Annotated in this window: 15 protein-coding genes; 9 read left to right on the forward strand and 6 right to left on the reverse strand. The window is 40.2% G+C overall.

All coding sequences use genetic code 11. The features are described 5' to 3' along the window. Positions 1–29: 29 nt before the first annotated feature. Positions 30–998, reverse strand: coding sequence for a WD40 repeat domain-containing protein (locus AAEY94_RS13300; protein WP_101085299.1), 969 nt, complete (start codon positions 996–998; stop codon positions 30–32). A 168-nt stretch (positions 999–1,166) separates the two neighbouring features. On the opposite strand from AAEY94_RS13300, the gene fkpA reads away from it, so the two are divergent. Continuing rightward, a complete protein-coding gene (fkpA, locus tag AAEY94_RS13305) occupies positions 1,167–1,919 on the forward strand; it encodes an FKBP-type peptidyl-prolyl cis-trans isomerase (protein ID WP_101085300.1) in 753 nt (250 codons plus the stop codon). Between the two features lie 276 nt (positions 1,920–2,195). Here fkpA and AAEY94_RS13310 read toward each other — a convergent pair whose 3' ends face one another. Continuing rightward, the gene (locus AAEY94_RS13310; RefSeq protein ID WP_192114244.1) at positions 2,196–3,161 is read right to left on the reverse strand and encodes a zinc transporter ZntB; all 966 of its coding nucleotides are present in this window, start codon (positions 3,159–3,161) and stop codon (positions 2,196–2,198) included. A 200-nt stretch (positions 3,162–3,361) separates the two neighbouring features. On the opposite strand from AAEY94_RS13310, the gene AAEY94_RS13315 reads away from it, so the two are divergent. Beyond that, positions 3,362–3,733 (forward strand): YacL family protein, encoded by a 372-nt coding sequence (locus AAEY94_RS13315; protein WP_101085302.1) that lies wholly within the window; start codon positions 3,362–3,364, stop codon positions 3,731–3,733. 90 nt (positions 3,734–3,823) lie between these two features. Here the strand turns inward: AAEY94_RS13315 and AAEY94_RS13320 are convergent, their stop codons facing one another. Beyond that, the gene (locus AAEY94_RS13320; RefSeq protein ID WP_101085303.1) at positions 3,824–4,453 is read right to left on the reverse strand and encodes a response regulator; all 630 of its coding nucleotides are present in this window, start codon (positions 4,451–4,453) and stop codon (positions 3,824–3,826) included. Continuing rightward, complete coding sequence (gene narQ, locus AAEY94_RS13325) at positions 4,446–6,161, reverse strand: nitrate/nitrite two-component system sensor histidine kinase NarQ (protein ID WP_101085304.1); 1,716 nt, start codon at positions 6,159–6,161, stop codon at positions 4,446–4,448. Before narQ ends, AAEY94_RS13320 begins: the two co-directional genes overlap by 8 nt. Positions 6,162–6,444: 283 nt before the next feature. On the opposite strand from narQ, the gene nrfA reads away from it, so the two are divergent. The 5 genes from nrfA to AAEY94_RS13350 all read left to right on the forward strand — a co-directional run bounded on the left by nrfA (position 6,445) and on the right by AAEY94_RS13350 (position 11,570). Next, positions 6,445–7,836: an ammonia-forming nitrite reductase cytochrome c552 subunit gene (gene nrfA, locus AAEY94_RS13330; protein WP_192114231.1), complete on the forward strand. Its 1,392-nt coding sequence runs from the start codon at positions 6,445–6,447 to the stop codon at positions 7,834–7,836. A 332-nt stretch (positions 7,837–8,168) separates the two neighbouring features. Then, a complete protein-coding gene (glnK, locus tag AAEY94_RS13335; RefSeq protein WP_011636110.1) occupies positions 8,169–8,507 on the forward strand; it encodes a P-II family nitrogen regulator in 339 nt (112 codons plus the stop codon). A 10-nt stretch (positions 8,508–8,517) separates the two neighbouring features. Continuing rightward, a complete protein-coding gene (locus AAEY94_RS13340) occupies positions 8,518–9,768 on the forward strand; it encodes an ammonium transporter AmtB (protein ID WP_101085306.1) in 1,251 nt (416 codons plus the stop codon). A 151-nt stretch (positions 9,769–9,919) separates the two neighbouring features. Further along, a complete protein-coding gene (locus AAEY94_RS13345; protein ID WP_392341409.1) occupies positions 9,920–10,252 on the forward strand; it encodes a hypothetical protein in 333 nt (110 codons plus the stop codon). A gap of 97 nt (positions 10,253–10,349) precedes the next feature. Next, entirely contained in the window at positions 10,350–11,570 is a 1,221-nt protein-coding gene (locus AAEY94_RS13350; RefSeq protein WP_101085308.1) for a tetratricopeptide repeat protein, read from the forward strand. 5 nt (positions 11,571–11,575) lie between these two features. On the opposite strand, the gene AAEY94_RS13355 is transcribed toward AAEY94_RS13350, so the two are convergent. Further along, positions 11,576–12,418 carry a substrate-binding periplasmic protein gene (locus AAEY94_RS13355; RefSeq protein WP_101085309.1) on the reverse strand — a complete coding sequence of 281 codons (843 nt, stop codon included), beginning with the start codon at positions 12,416–12,418 and terminating at the stop codon, positions 11,576–11,578. A gap of 428 nt (positions 12,419–12,846) precedes the next feature. On the opposite strand from AAEY94_RS13355, the gene aroG reads away from it, so the two are divergent. Then, complete coding sequence (gene aroG / locus AAEY94_RS13360; protein WP_101085310.1) at positions 12,847–13,902, forward strand: 3-deoxy-7-phosphoheptulonate synthase AroG; 1,056 nt, start codon at positions 12,847–12,849, stop codon at positions 13,900–13,902. A gap of 44 nt (positions 13,903–13,946) precedes the next feature. Here the strand turns inward: aroG and AAEY94_RS13365 are convergent, their stop codons facing one another. Next, the gene (locus AAEY94_RS13365; protein WP_011636116.1) at positions 13,947–14,123 is read right to left on the reverse strand and encodes a hypothetical protein; all 177 of its coding nucleotides are present in this window, start codon (positions 14,121–14,123) and stop codon (positions 13,947–13,949) included. Between the two features lie 351 nt (positions 14,124–14,474). On the opposite strand from AAEY94_RS13365, the gene AAEY94_RS13370 reads away from it, so the two are divergent. Next, the gene (locus tag AAEY94_RS13370) at positions 14,475–16,268 is read left to right on the forward strand and encodes an ABCB family ABC transporter ATP-binding protein/permease (RefSeq protein WP_350979028.1); all 1,794 of its coding nucleotides are present in this window, start codon (positions 14,475–14,477) and stop codon (positions 16,266–16,268) included. Positions 16,269–16,506 lie beyond the last annotated feature (238 nt).

Below are 16,506 nucleotides of genomic sequence, written 5' to 3' on the forward strand. Positions count from 1 at the left end.
CTCTTATTACTGAATTATTACATTAGTTATTACTGCCAATATTCAACTAAACCTTGGCTGCTAATACTGACTATCGAGCCAGGTGCTATCATTGCGGCAGAGTATACTACAGCGCCTTTGTTTTGGGTGTTTTTACTCAATTGAACTTGCCAGCGAGAAAGTCGTTTACCTGAGTCTATTTGCCATAAAAAGATTTCTCTTGATGGCGTACCTGTGAGTAATTGCTGGTCATTATTAACAAAGCGAGCACTTGAAAAATTCATTTGGCGTCGATTAATATCGAGATGACTTATTGGTTTACCGGTATCCGACTGCCACAGGGTGGCATTACCAGTGATATCGCTTGCAAAGCTGAGAGTCGCTGAATCGTTAATCGCCACTTTAGTGATGCGGGATGTTAACTGCCATTGTTGTAATGGTTGACCCGTTTGGGCTTGCCAAAGTAATACTTTACCATCATTCCCGCCGCTTAATGCTGTATTGCCATCGGCACTAATAGACACGCTATTCACTTTTTCTTGATGGCCCAAAAATTGAATTAAGCGTGATTTTTCAGGTGACAATGACATCACAGAGCCATCGACTAAACCCACAAGGGTTTGCCCTGTATTAGCGATGGCGACACTTTGCGCATAAGAAGGCAAAGACCACCATCCGACAGATGAACCATCGGTTAATCGCCATATTGCAAGTGAGTGGCTGCTAATTGTTGCAGCATAAAGGCTATTTGCTGATATCGCAGTATCAATGACGTTACTGGTATTTTGTTGTTGGCCTTGGAGCCACTGGTAAGACAACGTTGAGTCAGTAAGATCCCATACCTGTACGCCATTATGAGCCGTGCTAACCAAGGCGATGGTTGCATCATTTGACAAACTTGCACTATAACTGGCATCAGTAGTGATGACCTTAACTTTCGTCGCTGTTGGTTGGCATGCAGATAATAGGCTTACTAAGACTAGAGTTGGCCAAAAAAACAGCATTGGAACGCGTATCATGAACTTGCTCCTTGAATTATTGTCCTAAACCTTGTCATATAAGGTTTACCCAATGGTATAACCGTTTTAACTAGTATAAAGTGGCAAGAGAACATGACCAATTAAACATCTCATTGATTGAATGTATTAAGGTTATTGTAACCACTATAGGATGCTGAGGAAGCTTTAATGAAATCTATTTACAAATTATCGTTAGTTGCATTAGCCGTTGTTGGCCTTACTGCGTGTAATCAGGAACAAGACGTTGCTCAAAAGAAAGTTGAATTGACAACTGACGTTCAAAAAGAAGCATATAGTGTTGGTGGTTCAATTGGTAAGTACATGTCTGGTCACATTAAAGAGCAAGAAGAATTAGGCTTTGCTGTTGACCGCGCTATGGTGATTAAAGGCTTTAGCGATGGCTTAGGCGAAGAAATGCAGTTAACTGAAGAAGAAATGCAGACTGTATTACAAAACCTAGATAAAAAACTAAACGACAAGCGCTTAGAGCAAGCTGAAACGTTAGCTGCTAAATCAATTGCAGATGGCAAAAAATTCTTAGAAGACAATAAAGCCAAAGAAGGCGTAACCACGACTGAGTCTGGTTTACAGTACGAAGTATTAGAGGCCGGTAGTGGTGAAAAGCCTGCTGCTGAAGATACTGTTGAAGTTCATTACCGTGGCACGTTAATTGATGGCACCGAATTTGACAGTTCATATGCTCGTGGTGAAACGGCTAAGTTCCCACTAAACCGTGTTATTCCTGGTTGGACTGAAGGCGTACAGTTAATGCCTGTAGGCGCTAAGTATAAGTTTGTTATCCCATCAGAATTAGCTTATGGCGAACGTGATACTGGCACTATTCCTGCTAACTCAACATTGGTTTTTGAAGTTGAATTAATGTCAGTAGAGAAAACACCTGCTGCAGTAGAAACTAAGTAATATCAACATTGTTTCAGTCGTTAAAAGACTGATAAATATAAATTAAAAAGGACGCTTCGGTGTCCTTTTTTGTTTACAGTTAAATTTGCTTAGAATGGCCTTGGATAAGTGATTAACTCCGTCGCTTTATATTGCTCAACGTTAGCGTATCTCGTTAGTCGTTTAACGTTAGGTAATACCAAGTTAACTCCGCTAATCATTACGTGCAAATTAGCCGCTCCTGACGAGTAGTTAACCCTCAGCAGATCAATGTCCATCATGTATATTAGAGACGGATTATAGCCATTTCAAACGGTAGAATAAGTACATTTGCAAACCTATCAGCGCAAACAATCCGCCACAGAATGCGGCAAAAGCCCAATTTGATTCAGCGCCAGGTATTCCGCCAATATTGACGCCCAATAAACCTGTTAAAAAACCTAATGGTAAAAATACCGCCGAAATCAATGATAAGAAATACAGTCTCTGATTCACTTGTTCTGACTGTTGTGATTGAAGCTCTTCCTGCGTAACGCTGGCTCGATCGCGTATTGCATCAAGATCTTCTATTACTCGAATAAGGGTTTCGTGTATTTCACGTAAGCGGACTTTATCATTGTCGTCAAATAGTTCGCTGGCTTCTTGTAGCATACGAGAAAATGCTTCTCGTTGGGGCGCGAGGTAGCGACGCAATACTACGGTTTGTCTGCGCAGCTCGGCAATGTCAGTACGTAAGGTTTTGTTTACTTGAGTGACAACGCGTTCTTCTAATTCATCGAGCTGCTCTTCCAGTTTGCCAATAAACTCCACTTTACGTTGCGTCAGACGCTCACAAATGGCCATGATAAACGCTGCACTATCAACCGGACCTTTGCCTTGTGTTATCGCATCGGCAACATCAATCACCGATTGTAACTGGCGCTCGCAGGTTGAGATGATCTTGTGCTCTTCAGCGTAGATCCGCACTGCGACCATGTCTTCTGGATCGGAGTTTGGGTTTAAATTAACTCCTCGTAACGCCAGTAAAATTCCTTTGTCGGAACTTAATACTCGTGGACGAGTATCAGTGGCCAACAGAGTATCCATCTCAACCCTCTGTAAGCCGGAGTTGAGGATCCATTTACGAGCTTTAGGTTCACGATATCGCAGATGTAACCACAACAGCCCATCAGCAGGCTGCCATTGTGCTATTTGTTCCGCGGTAAGTGACTGGCCAACATTGGGGCCGGTAAGCAATAAACTGTATATAAAACCATTATTCATTATTAGAGATTCCATGTGATCACTATCGCAATAATTTACGCTATTTTTTTATCTAGCCCAAGTTTAAAACCACCTTATAAAATGAAATCCTTTATTTATCGTGCATTTAACCATCAAGCGCAATATTTGCTGAACTAACGAGCAGCAGAGTGGCCGTTCATCGGTTAAAATAGAAAAAATGCTAATAAAAGAGTACTAGTATGGAATATCAATTTCGTCGAAATCGCCTAGAAGGCACGGTCTTTGCTGAATTTAGCATGGGTCATGAAGTGTTAGGCAGATGGTTTGCTGAAGAGCTTGGTGACGACAAGAGCAAAGCTAATCATATTCTCACCCAGATAGTGTTAATCAAATCTGGGGCGCTTGGCCATTTGCTAGATGTTGGTGGAGAGTTAACTATCGACATTGACTCTGAGCAAGTGAGAGTGTTTGCCAGTGTGATTGATTTTGAGGAAGAGCACTTATTAGAAGACTCCATGAACCTGTATAATGCGGAATCTGAGTGTTATTGTGGTCTGGAAGACTTTGAGTCGGTGCTGCAAAGCTGGTTAGCATTTATTAACGATAAATAGCCATTTCTTATTTCTAGCGGGAGTTAAATAACAACAAAACCACGTTTATGTGGCCTTGTTGTTAAGTGTGGTTTGAACTTTTGCGTGGGGCTAATTGTTAAGGTAGCGTACCGCCATTTCAGTGCGAGATTTAGCATTTGCTTTACGCAGTAAATTCTTCACATGAACTTTAACAGTGCCTTCGCTGATGTGTAAGTCTTCGGCGATCATTCGATTACTTTTACCTTCCGCCAGCTCCTGCAATATTTGTAATTCACGCGGGGTTAAATTCTCTATCCAGCTGTTGTCGTCAATCGTATTTTTCAACTCATAAAGATAAGCTTCTACTTCATCACTAATGACTCGGTGACCCAGCATGGCTTTTTTGAGTTGCTCTAACAGTAAATCAGGCTCAGTGTCTTTGAGTAAATAGCCGTCAGCACCCGCTCGCAGTAGTCTAATGACATCTTGTTTAGCGTCTGAGACGGTTAAAATCACAATTCTTGCTGTTACACCTTCTTGACGCATAGCATTGAGAGTATCAAGCCCAGACATGCCTTTCATATTCAAATCGAGCAAAATAATATCGGGTTCATCTTCGGCTACGGCGGTAAGAGCTTCTAGTCCCGTGCCCGTTTCACCAAAAAGCGAAAAGTCACCGTCGGAGGTGATTAATTGGCAAATACCACGGCGTAATAATGGATGATCATCGACAACAAGTACGGAATACGGCTTACCCATTTAAAGGCTCCTGTTGAGGTGGAAAACTCAGCGTAACAGTAGTACCGCCGAGCTGGTTACTATTGAACGAAACGATACCATTCAGTTTGTTGGCGCGTTCATGCATGATGCCAATACCAAAATGCTGATCTCGTTCAGCTAAATGTGTCACGCCAATGCCATCATCACATATTGTAATAGTAATCATGCCATTATTTGTTAACTGACAATCTACCACTATATGAGCAGGGTTAGCGTGTTTAATTGCATTTAATGTCGCTTCGCGAATTAATTGTAAAATATGAATGTGTTGTTTAGCTTCAAGTAAATGTGCTGATATCTTGTAATTCAATTGGATATTGATATTCGTTTGATGACGTAATTGATCCAACATAACTTCAATAGCTTGACTTAAATTAGGCTCTTTAATGGTTAATCTAAAGGTTGATAACAGTTCACGTAATTGTACATAAGCAGTACTGACACCTTCATTAATCTCTGTCAATTGACCTTCTACTTCAGGGCTACGACAACTGTGAGCAAGACTTTTACGTAATAAACTCACCTGGATTTTCAGAAAAGATAATAATTGCCCAATTGAATCATGTAATTCTCTAGCGATGACCGCACGTTCTTCCAGTAGCGCCAGTTGCTGCCGTTGTTCAGTAGCATTATGGATAGTAATTGAACGGGTTAACATCATGGCGAAGTTTTCAAACAATAATTTATTCAATGGCTTATTAGATATTACATCTAAATAGCCCATTTGGGTCTTTTCTATTAATAGCGGAAACTGTACCGATTCAGTGGCTAACTCATCAGGCCAGCCGCCTTCAGCTTTAATAACGTCTTTAGAGCCATCATCATGCTCAACGACTAAGCGAAGAAAGGTTAAGTCTTCATAATATTTCAGCTGATTGATTGCAGATTGTAATGCTTTATAGTCGAGTTTATCAGCATGTAACATGAGTAGATTGTCGTATAAAAACTTTAGCTCATTGTTTGCTCGGGTTAATGCCAAGGTTTTTTCGTTCACTTGGTTTTCTAAATCTTCATATAAATGGGCTAATTCCGCTGCCGTCTTTTGCAGTGCATTACCTAGAGCCGTCAGTTCTATATAACCCGTTTTAGGCATCTCAACTTTGAAGTTACCTTTCGAAATAGTTGCTGCGCTATCCATCAACAATTGCAATGGTTTAACAACCCGTTTACGTGTGAATACTACGGCAAAGAAAGCGATAACAAGTAAAATAAATAAGCCGATAATCTGCCCAATAACCAATAACTTTAATTTAAAGGCCGCGAACAATTCCATCTTTAATACCAAGGTATCAATGGTGTCGACAAAGTCGGTTAATGAGGCTGAGTAAAGTCGCGTATTCCCTTCTTCAATATACACTCTCATCACTTGCCATTTATCGATAACCAATAAATATTGGTCTCGCAGCTCTTTGGGGCTATACCATTGAAGAGAGCGTTTAAGTGCTTCTGAACTAAGTGTATTTTCGAATGCAGTAATTTTTTCATCGGTATTACTACTGCCGGCATTGGTATACAACAACAGCCTATAACTTTGCATTCGCAGTGAGCCTGAGGCGTTGATGCCTTTGGCATCGCCTAAGCTGAAGGTTAAATTGACGATAGAAAACACCGCTAAGCTTGATGACAACAAAATTAAAATGAGCATTAAACTTAAAATGGTGGAAGTAAGGCTGCCACGAGTAAACATAAAATCCTGCTGTTGATAGCGATTAGTGATTAAAAATAAGTCAAAAGTACTGTTTTATATGATGTCCAATAGTGTGTTCTACATTAGGTATGGGTTGATAACATTAACAAGTTTACAAAACTGTGAAATACATCCTGTTTACATGTTGATCTGGCGCAAACTTTCATCGCTATACCCCATAAGGGGTATATTTAAAGCGGTGTTAAATCGCTAACTTTGACTTTGGAGATGTCGTGATTATTAAATTAAATATAATGTAACACGGAGATAAAGGGTGATGAAGATGAATATGAAATCAATTGCACTGAGTGCAGTGATGGCAGCCAGTTTTTTAGCTGCTGGCGCAATGGCGAGTGATAAAACGGAGCCTCGAAATGAGGTTTATAAAGATAAATTTTCTAAGCAATATGACAGCTGGCATGCAACTGATGAAAGCAAAGAAGTTGTCGATATGTTGGAAAAAGTACCTAGTCTAGTCGTATTGTGGGCAGGCTACGGCTTTGCTAAAGATTACAATGCACCACGAGGTCATATGTATGCGGTTACTGACGTAACGAATTCATTGCGTACCGGTGCGCCAAAAAATGCTGAAGATGGTCCAATGCCAATGGCGTGTTGGAGCTGTAAAAGTCCTGATGTGCCTCGTGTGATTGAAGAGCAGGGCGAAGATGGCTATTTCAGTGGCAAGTGGGCTAAAGGCGGTCCAGAAATTGTCAATGTTCTTGGTTGTGGCGATTGTCATGAAAAAGGCTCATCTAAGTTACGTATGTCTCGTCCGTTTGCAGAACGCGCAATGACAACATTGAATACTCCATTTGATAAAGCTTCTCGTAAAGACAAGCAGTCAATGGTGTGTGCTCAATGTCACGTAGAATATTATTTCGAGAAAACGGCTGAACGTCCTGGTTTCGTTAAATTCCCTTGGGATATGGGTACCACTGTTGAGCAAATGGAAGTGTATTACGACAACATGGAGTTCTCTGATTGGACTCATGCTGTGTCTAAAACTCCTATGCTAAAAGCACAACACCCTGGTTATGAAACTTGGAAAATGGGTGTTCACGGTCAAAATAACGTGAGTTGTGTTGATTGTCATATGCCTAAAGTGACTAATGACAAAGGCCGCAAATTTACAGACCATAAAGTGGGTAACCCATTTGATCGCTTTGAAGAAACATGTGCAACTTGTCACAGTCAAAGCAAAGAGTTTATGGTTAAGCAAGTTAATGAAAGCAAACAGAAAGCACAAGACTTAAAAGCACGTGTTGAAACTCAATTGGTTAAAGCTCACTTTGAAGCTAAAGCTGCGTGGGATGCTGGTGCAACTGAAGTTGAAATGAAGCCAATCCTAATGGATATTCGTCATTCACAGTGGCGTTGGGATTTTGCGACTGCATCTCATGGTGCATCATCACATGCTCCTGCTGAAGTATTACGTATTCTAGGTACTTCATTGGATAAAGCGGCTGATGCTCGCGTTAAACTTGCTCAGTTACTCGGTGCAAAAGGTGTTAAGCAACCAATTGCTTACCCTGACACTTCAACGAAAGCAAAAGCACAAGCAGCATTAGGCATGGACATGAAAACCATGAATGCTGAAAAAGCTGAGTTTAAGAAAACACTGGTGCCTAAGTGGAAAGAAGAAGCTAAAAAGCGCGAAGCGACTTATAAATAAGTTGTACTTAGCATAAAAAATCTCCTCAGGTGTAAGCCTGAAAAATCTAACAAACAGCCCTCATTTGAGGGCTGTTTTTTTATCTGTGTTATGTAGAGATAGTTCACCGGTTTCTTGCTGCTAGGTAGCATGAAAGGTGGATGATTTGCTGCACCAAAACGATGCGTCGATGTTTCTTGTGCACTTGATTGGTGCCTTAATGTTAATAAATAAAAGAGTAAATAAAATAAAAGCTATATATAACAGTATTTTGAAAAAGTGGCCTAATGATTGAATTAACTCATCCAACAAATTAATAACAATTACATTTTTTCACACTTTTGGAGGTCGAGATGAAACTCGTCAGCGCTATCATCAAGCCATTTAAATTGGATGATGTCCGTGAAGCCATTGCAGGCATGGGCATTGAAGGTATGACTGTTACTGAAGTAAAAGGCTTTGGACGCCAAAAAGGTCACACTGAACTTTATCGTGGGGCAGAGTATCAAGTGGACTTTCTTCCTAAAGTAAAATTAGAAATTGCCACCAAAGATGAAAATTTGGACATGCTTATTGAAGCCATTACCAGTGCTGCACATACCGGCAAAATAGGTGATGGAAAAATTTTTGTGACTGATTTAGAACAAGCGATCCGTATTCGTACGGGTGAACTTGATAACGAAGCATTATAAGGAGGCTGCTATGGAAGAATTAACTCAATTAGGCCTGACGGTAACTGAACTACGTTTTGCATTAGACACGTTCTATTTCCTCATTTCAGGTGCGTTAGTTATGTGGATGGCAGCGGGTTTTGCCATGTTAGAAGCCGGCTTAGTTCGCTCAAAAAACACCACTGAAATATTAACTAAAAACGTGTGTTTATATTCAATTGCATGTGTGATGTTTTTATTCGTCGGATACAACATCATGTATGTCGACAATGTAGAAGGTGGTTTCATTCCTTCTTTTGGTTCGTTAATCGGTTCGCAAGCCGATGGTGCAGACCATGCTTTAGAATCAGACTTTTTCTTCCAAGTCGTGTTTGTTGCTACGGCAATGTCGATAGTATCTGGTGCTGTGGCTGAACGGATGAAGTTATGGTCTTTCTTAGCTTTTTCGGTCGTCATGACCGCTGTTATTTACCCTATTGAAGGTTACTGGACATGGGGTGGTGGATTCCTCTCTGAAGCTGGTTTTGTTGACTTTGCTGGTAGTGGCATTGTGCACATGGCTGGTGCTGCAGCTGCAGTATCTGGTGTGCTGCTTCTTGGTGCTCGTAAAGGTAAATATGGTGAAAATGGCCAAGTTCATCCTATTCCAGGCTCTAACTTACCAATGGCTACTTTAGGTATGTTCATTTTATGGATGGGTTGGTTTGGTTTCAACGGTGGTTCACAGCTGTTGGTTTCAGATGCTGAAAACGCCAGTGCTGTCGCTAAAATCTTTGTAAACACTAACTCTGCCGCCGCATTTGGTGCAATCTCAGCGCTTATTGTGTGTAAAGTTGTTTGGGGTAAAGCTGATTTAACCATGATTTTAAACGGTGCGTTAGCGGGTTTAGTGGCAATTACTGCTGATCCTTTATCACCTTCATTGTTAATGGCCGGTGTAATTGGTTTGGTTGCTGGTGCAGTTGTTATCTTCTCAGTGATTGCATTTGACCGAATTAAAATTGATGATCCAGTCGGTGCCATTTCGGTGCACGGTGTTGCGGGATTCCTTGGACTAATGTTAGTACCATTATCAAATGCCGATGCTAGTTTTGGCAGTCAGCTATACGGTGCTGCGGTTATCTTCATTTGGGTATTTACCACATCGTTACTGGTATGGTTTGTATTAAAAATGACTATGGGTATCCGTGTGACAGAAGAAGAAGAGTACAACGGTATGGATGCTTCTGACTGTGGAGTAGATGCTTACCCTGAGTTTGTGAGTGTGAAAACCGCTGGCTAATGAGTTTATTAGCTAACATAGAAAACAGAACCTTAGGGTTCTGTTTTTTTTGTAGATTAATAACGTTATTACTGACTCAATTGAGGTAAATAAAGGGCCATGTGCCAGCTTAACGTATACACTATTAGATGATGAAATCTGTGATGAGGTGATGATGAAACCAATACTGATAAATTTATTAATGGGATCTTTGTTATTAAGCGCAGCAAGCTATGCTGGCACCGTTGTGGTGCGCCAGTCATCAACGCCTTTTGATGCTTTTGCTGTTCGCGACAGTGTATTACAACAGCACGAATGGCAAGAGTTGTTAAGACAGCAACAGCAGATAATGATTTTGCAATCACTGCCTATTGGTTGTTTAGCCGTGACGTCACCATTTCATTATTTTAGCTGTGGCAATCAATTTTATCGTCCCTACGAATATCAAGACACACAACTTTTTATCCAAATAGATCCTCCTGTTAGTGTAAATCCTCCTCAGTAGCTAATAAGCCATTACAAACTTGTAGTGGTTGTTTTGGCCTAATGGGCATCTATTGACTATGCTTTTAGATAGCGTATTCCTATCTGAGGGCTGAATAATGTTTACTCATCACCCAAAAAAGACAGAGGTTAATTCCTTTACCAAGGATGACCACTTACGACTTCAATGGACCCATCTACTGCTTGTTGCTTTACTTTTCAGCATGAGCGCTTGTCAATCAACTCAGCCCCAAAACAAAGCAATCAAGATTACTGACCTATTTCATGATGAAATGTTCATGCCTGTTGAGACTGTGGCTATTGATGATATTTATCGTTTACCTGATAAGTTTGTCGCACAATTTAGGCGACAGTTTCAAGCAGATAGTACTCTTCGCAGTCAAAATATTCTGGCTAATGAATGGTTGGCTCAATATATAGGCGCACAAGATGGTGGTTTTGAGTACCGTGATAATGTTACCCGCTCAGCCAGTGAAACGGTGCTTAATCGTCAAGGTAATTGTATGTCTTTGGTTGTGTTATCGGCGGCGTTGGCTGATGCGTTAAATGTGCCCGTGGAGTTTAATGACATAGATGTAGAACCCGTTTGGGATAGGCGAGGTGGTTTTTATTTAGTTAATGGTCACGTTAATTTACGTTTGTTACCTCCAAGGGCTAATAACACTGTGTTATTTAGAGGTACTGATGTTCTAGTGGACTTTTTGCCTGAACGCTCTGTGCGTGCTTATCATAAAAAAACAGTTAATAAGCGCCAGCTAACCGCGATGTTTTATAATAATATTGCAGCAGAAGCGTTAATTAAAACTGATTTTGATGCGGCTTATGCACTGGTTAAAAAAAGCATTCAATTGGATCCGCAATATGTGGCGGCCATCAATACTCTAGCGGTTATTTATCGACATAAGGGCTACGAAGTTGAGGCTGAATATGCATATCGTTTAGCGTTACAAATTGACTCGCAAGATTTAACCACATTATACAATTTGGCGTTGATTTTAGGTGAACAAGGGCGTTTAGATGAATGGGCGCAAATACATAAAGTGCTTGAACTCGCGAGAATAAATAATCCGTTTTACTATTTTGACATGGCTCAACAAGCGTATTTTGATAAGCAATATCAAGATGCACTCATATGGTATAAACGAGCAGTTGATAAAGCGGATTATCGTCATGAATTTTATTTTGGGTTGTCTAGGGCTTATTGGGCAACAGGTGAAGAGCGTCTGGCTGAGAAAAACCTTAAACGTGCGTTAGCCTTAAGTGATAGCAATAATAAGCAACGTTACCAAATTAAGCTGCAAGCGTTTAAACAAAATTAGTACCTTTAAGGTATTTGATACTGCGGTTGATAATTGTTTTGTTCAGCTAGATCGAGTATCTCTTGGTAGCGATATGACTGTTTGAGTGTCGTAATGGCACTATCTACTCGGTTAGTCGTTTTTTGATCATAACAGGCAATTTTACGTTGAGCAGGGTCAAAGAGTGCCACTTCTGTTACTGGTATGCTGGTATCGAGTTTTGATTTGAGTAAATGACGATAATATTCAAATATTCGTCTTTCTAAAACAATGACCTCCACATATCCATTAAATAACATCACCACTTGGCTTTTCTGATTGGTGATTTCACTGTAGTTAGGGTTGGCATTCGCGATGTCTTTAAACTCATCACCTAAGTATTGTTTTGAATTTTGGAATCCTAAAATAGACAATGCGCTAAGATCGGTAATTTGTTCAATCTTAAGGTTATTTCTAGATAAGTAAAACACGCTATTTTGATATTCAAGCAAGCTCTGTGTATAAAATAGTCCTGCCACGTTATCGGGTGCATTGATCATGCAGTCTATTTTATTGGTTTTGACTAGGCGCTGCGCACGCAAATTAGGCGCATGCACAATCTCTTTTATGTCTATATTTTCACTGTCCAGAGCTGCCTTCAGAAGGTCATACTGCACACCAGTGTTTTCATCGGTAAAGAAGTAGGGTGCAATACTGTTACTGGTAGAGAAACTGATGCTATTAATGATCGGAATCAACGTTGTATGGTAATTTTGCGAGTGGAGTTCGACTAATTCGTGCGTATCATCGATGGGATCTACTGACGTGGCAATCGCAGGATTGCAAAGAGTTAACAATGAACCTAATAAAAAAATATTAAAATATTTCAATCTGTTATCCTCCTCTGGATAGCTTGCCAAGTATTAAGTTGCTCATCTTCCTTGTATTGAGTTAATGATGTTAATCATTAAAGTAAAGCATATTAATATCATCAGAGTGTCTTTTTTATGAGACAGTTTATTTTAGTGATATTTGGTGCTAAAAAATCAATGTATAAGTGTATTTCATACTCGGTTTACGGGGTAGCCAAGTGAGCTCAGTTGCTATTGCTTCCTATTACGTATTCCCAATCACATACTGATAGTCACTACTATCGGCACTGATGAATAATACTTGATTGATTTGTCGATAGATACTGGTTAAATTGATGATTCATGTTCATTTTTTCGATGGTTTTTTATCATTTTTAATGAATCGTATCAGCTGATTTATTTATTGAATCAGACTCATAAGACGTTTTGCCGGAGTTGTAACCACTATGCATTATCAAAATGACGATATTCGTATCGATGAAATAAAAGAATTGCTTCCACCCATTGCGATTCTAGAACGATTTCCGGCAACCGAACATGCATCATCAACTGTTTTCAATGCGCGTAACAGTATTCATCAAATTCTAGCCCGTAAAGATGATCGCTTATTAGTGGTGATTGGCCCTTGTTCAATTCATGATCCTGTTGCCGCCTTAGAGTATGGTCAACGCTTAGTTAAATTGCGGGAACAGTATAAAAATCAGCTTGAAATTGTCATGCGAGTGTATTTTGAAAAGCCGAGAACGACAGTAGGTTGGAAAGGGTTAATTAATGATCCGTATATGGATAACAGTTTTCAATTAAATGATGGTTTACGGACCGCTCGTAAATTACTCGTTGATTTAAATGACTCTGGTATACCAACAGCAGGTGAGTTTTTAGATATGATCACGCCTCAATATGTTGCTGACATGATGTGTTGGGGCGCTATTGGTGCACGTACTACCGAATCTCAAGTACACCGTGAACTATCATCGGGGCTATCTTGTCCAGTAGGATTTAAAAATGGTACCGATGGAACCATTAAAGTGGCTATTGATGCCATTGGAGCTGCGAGCGCTCCACATCATTTCTTGTCGGTCACTAAGTTTGGTCATTCAGCCATAGTGTCAACCAAAGGGAATCCAGATTGTCATATTATTTTACGTGGAGGTCGGGCGCCTAATTATAGTGCCGAACACGTGTCCGATATTGCCAAGCAGCTGGCTAAATCTGGTTTGACAGATAATATTATGATTGATTTTAGCCATGCTAATAGTAGTAAAGATTACAAGAAGCAGATGATGGTTGCCGATGATGTTGCAGGGCAAATATCTCAAGGTAATCATGCTATTTTTGGTGTGATGGTTGAAAGTCATTTAGTTGAAGGACGCCAAGACCTTATTGAAGGTAGTGCATTGTGTTATGGACAGAGCGTAACAGATGCTTGTATCGGCTGGGATGATACAGAGTCACTTTTAGCAACACTAAATAAGAGTGTACTTGACCGTCGTAAAGCTTGATATTTGATTAGTTACACCTAAAAAAATAAGGCGCACAATGCGCCTTATTTTTTTATATGTTGTACTAAGTATTCATTGGCCTTAGCTAAACTGCCAAACGCTGAAATAAGATTATCACGTCCTTTATCTTGCAGTTCAGGGTTACCTGATTCAATCATCATCCATACCCATGTTTGTATTAGTTGTAATGGTGGGTATTGAATTTTCGAGCTATCCAACATAAAGCATCCTTTAAACTAGTAAATCGTTGTTTGTTTATTATCAAACAGGCGTTTATCTGTGCTTGAAGAGTAACAAATTCTGCTGACAGAAATAACTCTATTTAGCTTAAAAAAGCATAAAATGACTAAAAAAATTTAAAAAGTAGTATTTTAGTCTGTGTGATTTCATTCATTGATAGTTCTAAAGTACTATTTACCTGACGCTCAAATAGCCCTTTTATGATAAACATGAGTGTGGGCTTAATCCATAGTAATGTGACCGATGTCTGATTAGAAAATGACATATAATAAGACAATCAATATTAGGTCGTGGCGAACTGCCTATAGCAGTGGTAATTAATTGGAGCATAAATGAGACCTTCTGCGTATTTCGAAGGCCCGGTAGGGAAGTTAAATTGGCATGTTTTAAGATTATTATGGCCATATTTATTAGAATTTAAAGCACGAGTGTTGTTAGCAATGATTTGCTTAATCGTTGCTAAAATTGCGAGTGTTGCACTGCCATTTATTCTGAAAGAATTAGTCGATACGCTTGATAAGCAATCTTCAGCCCAGCTCATCGCAGTTCCTGTTGGATTGGTGCTAGCTTACGGCATGGTACGTTTGCTGAATGTTATAATTGGCGAGATACGAGATACGTTATTTGGCCGTGTTACCGAACGCGCTATTCGCCGCCTTGGAAGAGCCGTTTTTGAACATTTACATCGGCTCGATCTTGATTTTCATTTAGATCGCCGTACTGGCGGCCTGTCTCGTGATATTGAACGCGGCACAAGTGGCGTCAGTTTTTTAATGCGCTTTATGGTATTTAATATTGTGCCAACCCTGCTTGAGATTGCCTTAGTGATCGGTATTTTCTTTTATAACTATGGCGCCAGTTTTGCACTGATCACTTTATTTTCTGTGGTGGCCTATATTGGTTATTCAATTGTGGCGACAGAGTGGCGCACCGGTTATGTGCGCGATGCTGCGAGAGCTGACTCGCTGGCTAATACGCGTTCAATCGATAGCTTGTTAAATTATGAAACTGTAAAATATTTTAACAATGAAGAATTTGAGTCACAACGGTATGATTCCGCACTTGAACAATGGGAAGTTGCAAAGCGAAAAAACCGTTTATCATTGTTTGCGCTAAACGGTGGACAAGCATTAATTATTGCTGTTGCGATGACGGCTATGATGGCGCTGGCGGCTTATGAAGTGAGCCAAGGCTCGATGACAATTGGTGACTTTGTTCTCATTAATGCTTTTATGATGCAGCTGTTCATTCCATTAAATTTTTTAGGCTTTGTTTACCGTGAGATCCGTGGAGCATTAGCCAATATTGAGCGTATGTTTGATATTTTAGACAAACAACCACAAGTGTTAGACCGCGTCGATGCTATTGAAGCCAGTCCAACTGTCGGGGCAATAAAGTTTACTGATGTGAGCTTTCATTACGACCAACGCGCTATTTTAAACAGCGTTAGTTTTGATGTGCCAGCAGGGAAAAAAATTGCCGTAGTGGGCGACAGTGGCGCAGGTAAGTCAACTATCATTAAACTGTTATTCCGCTTTTATGATGTTGACCGTGGGTCTATCACTATTGATGGTATTGATGTGCGTCAACTTAGCCAACAGGCCTTACGAAGAGCCATCGCAGTGGTACCGCAAGATACTGTGTTATTTAATGATTCTATTTATGAAAATATTAGGTATGGCCGCTCAAATGCTACCCATGATGAGATTCTCGCGGCGATTAAATTGGCTCATTTGAGTGACTTTATTGAATCATTGCCGGATAAAGGTAACACCAAGGTCGGTGAGCGAGGATTAAAGCTCTCCGGCGGCGAAAAGCAACGAGTTGCTATTGCACGCGCGGTGTTGAAAGGAGCGCCTATTTTAGTGTTCGATGAAGCCACATCTTCATTAGACTCACGCTCAGAGCAAGCCATTTTGAGCGCCTTGCGAGATGCAGCCAAAGGCCATACAAGTTTAGTCGTCGCCCATCGTTTATCGACCATTATTGATGCTGACCAAATCGTTGTATTGAGTAAAGGTAAGATTGTTGAACATGGAACTCATACCAGTTTGTTAGCTCAACAAGGGCTTTATGCTCGGCTTTGGCATATTCAACATGAACAAAAAGATCTGCCAAATGATTAAGGGTTGGTCAATGGATATCGCGCTATGATGTTGTCGGGTAAAATACTGTCGTTGCCACAAATAAAAATCTCTATAGCGTAAACACTCAGTATCTGACTACTTTAACAGCGCTGAGTGGTGTTTAAATCGTCTGGATATATTTAACGCGAATGAATCTTTTGACGACAGTGATCAACGCAGTTAATCTATAGCCTAACTTGTGGGTTATTTATTCCAGATAACTTTATTTTTCAATCAA

It is taken from the genome of Shewanella sp. AC34-MNA-CIBAN-0136 (assembly GCF_040309945.1).
Lineage (GTDB): Bacteria > Pseudomonadota > Gammaproteobacteria > Enterobacterales > Shewanellaceae > Shewanella.

Coding starts and splice junctions, on each gene's coding strand:
- AAEY94_RS13365 (WP_011636116.1), bottom strand. CDS start 14,123: ATGTTGGATAGCTCGAAAATTCAATACCCACCATTACAACTAATACAA.
- glnK (WP_011636110.1), top strand. CDS start 8,169: ATGAAACTCGTCAGCGCTATCATCAAGCCATTTAAATTGGATGATGTC.
- fkpA (WP_101085300.1), top strand. CDS start 1,167: ATGAAATCTATTTACAAATTATCGTTAGTTGCATTAGCCGTTGTTGGC.
- AAEY94_RS13350 (WP_101085308.1), top strand. CDS start 10,350: ATGTTTACTCATCACCCAAAAAAGACAGAGGTTAATTCCTTTACCAAG.
- AAEY94_RS13310 (WP_192114244.1), bottom strand. CDS start 3,161: ATGAATAATGGTTTTATATACAGTTTATTGCTTACCGGCCCCAATGTT.
- AAEY94_RS13315 (WP_101085302.1), top strand. CDS start 3,362: ATGGAATATCAATTTCGTCGAAATCGCCTAGAAGGCACGGTCTTTGCT.
- AAEY94_RS13370 (WP_350979028.1), top strand. CDS start 14,475: ATGAGACCTTCTGCGTATTTCGAAGGCCCGGTAGGGAAGTTAAATTGG.
- narQ (WP_101085304.1), bottom strand. CDS start 6,161: ATGTTTACTCGTGGCAGCCTTACTTCCACCATTTTAAGTTTAATGCTC.
- AAEY94_RS13345 (WP_392341409.1), top strand. CDS start 9,920: ATGATGAAACCAATACTGATAAATTTATTAATGGGATCTTTGTTATTA.
- AAEY94_RS13340 (WP_101085306.1), top strand. CDS start 8,518: ATGGAAGAATTAACTCAATTAGGCCTGACGGTAACTGAACTACGTTTT.
- nrfA (WP_192114231.1), top strand. CDS start 6,445: ATGAATATGAAATCAATTGCACTGAGTGCAGTGATGGCAGCCAGTTTT.
- AAEY94_RS13300 (WP_101085299.1), bottom strand. CDS start 998: ATGATACGCGTTCCAATGCTGTTTTTTTGGCCAACTCTAGTCTTAGTA.
- aroG (WP_101085310.1), top strand. CDS start 12,847: ATGCATTATCAAAATGACGATATTCGTATCGATGAAATAAAAGAATTG.
- AAEY94_RS13320 (WP_101085303.1), bottom strand. CDS start 4,453: ATGGGTAAGCCGTATTCCGTACTTGTTGTCGATGATCATCCATTATTA.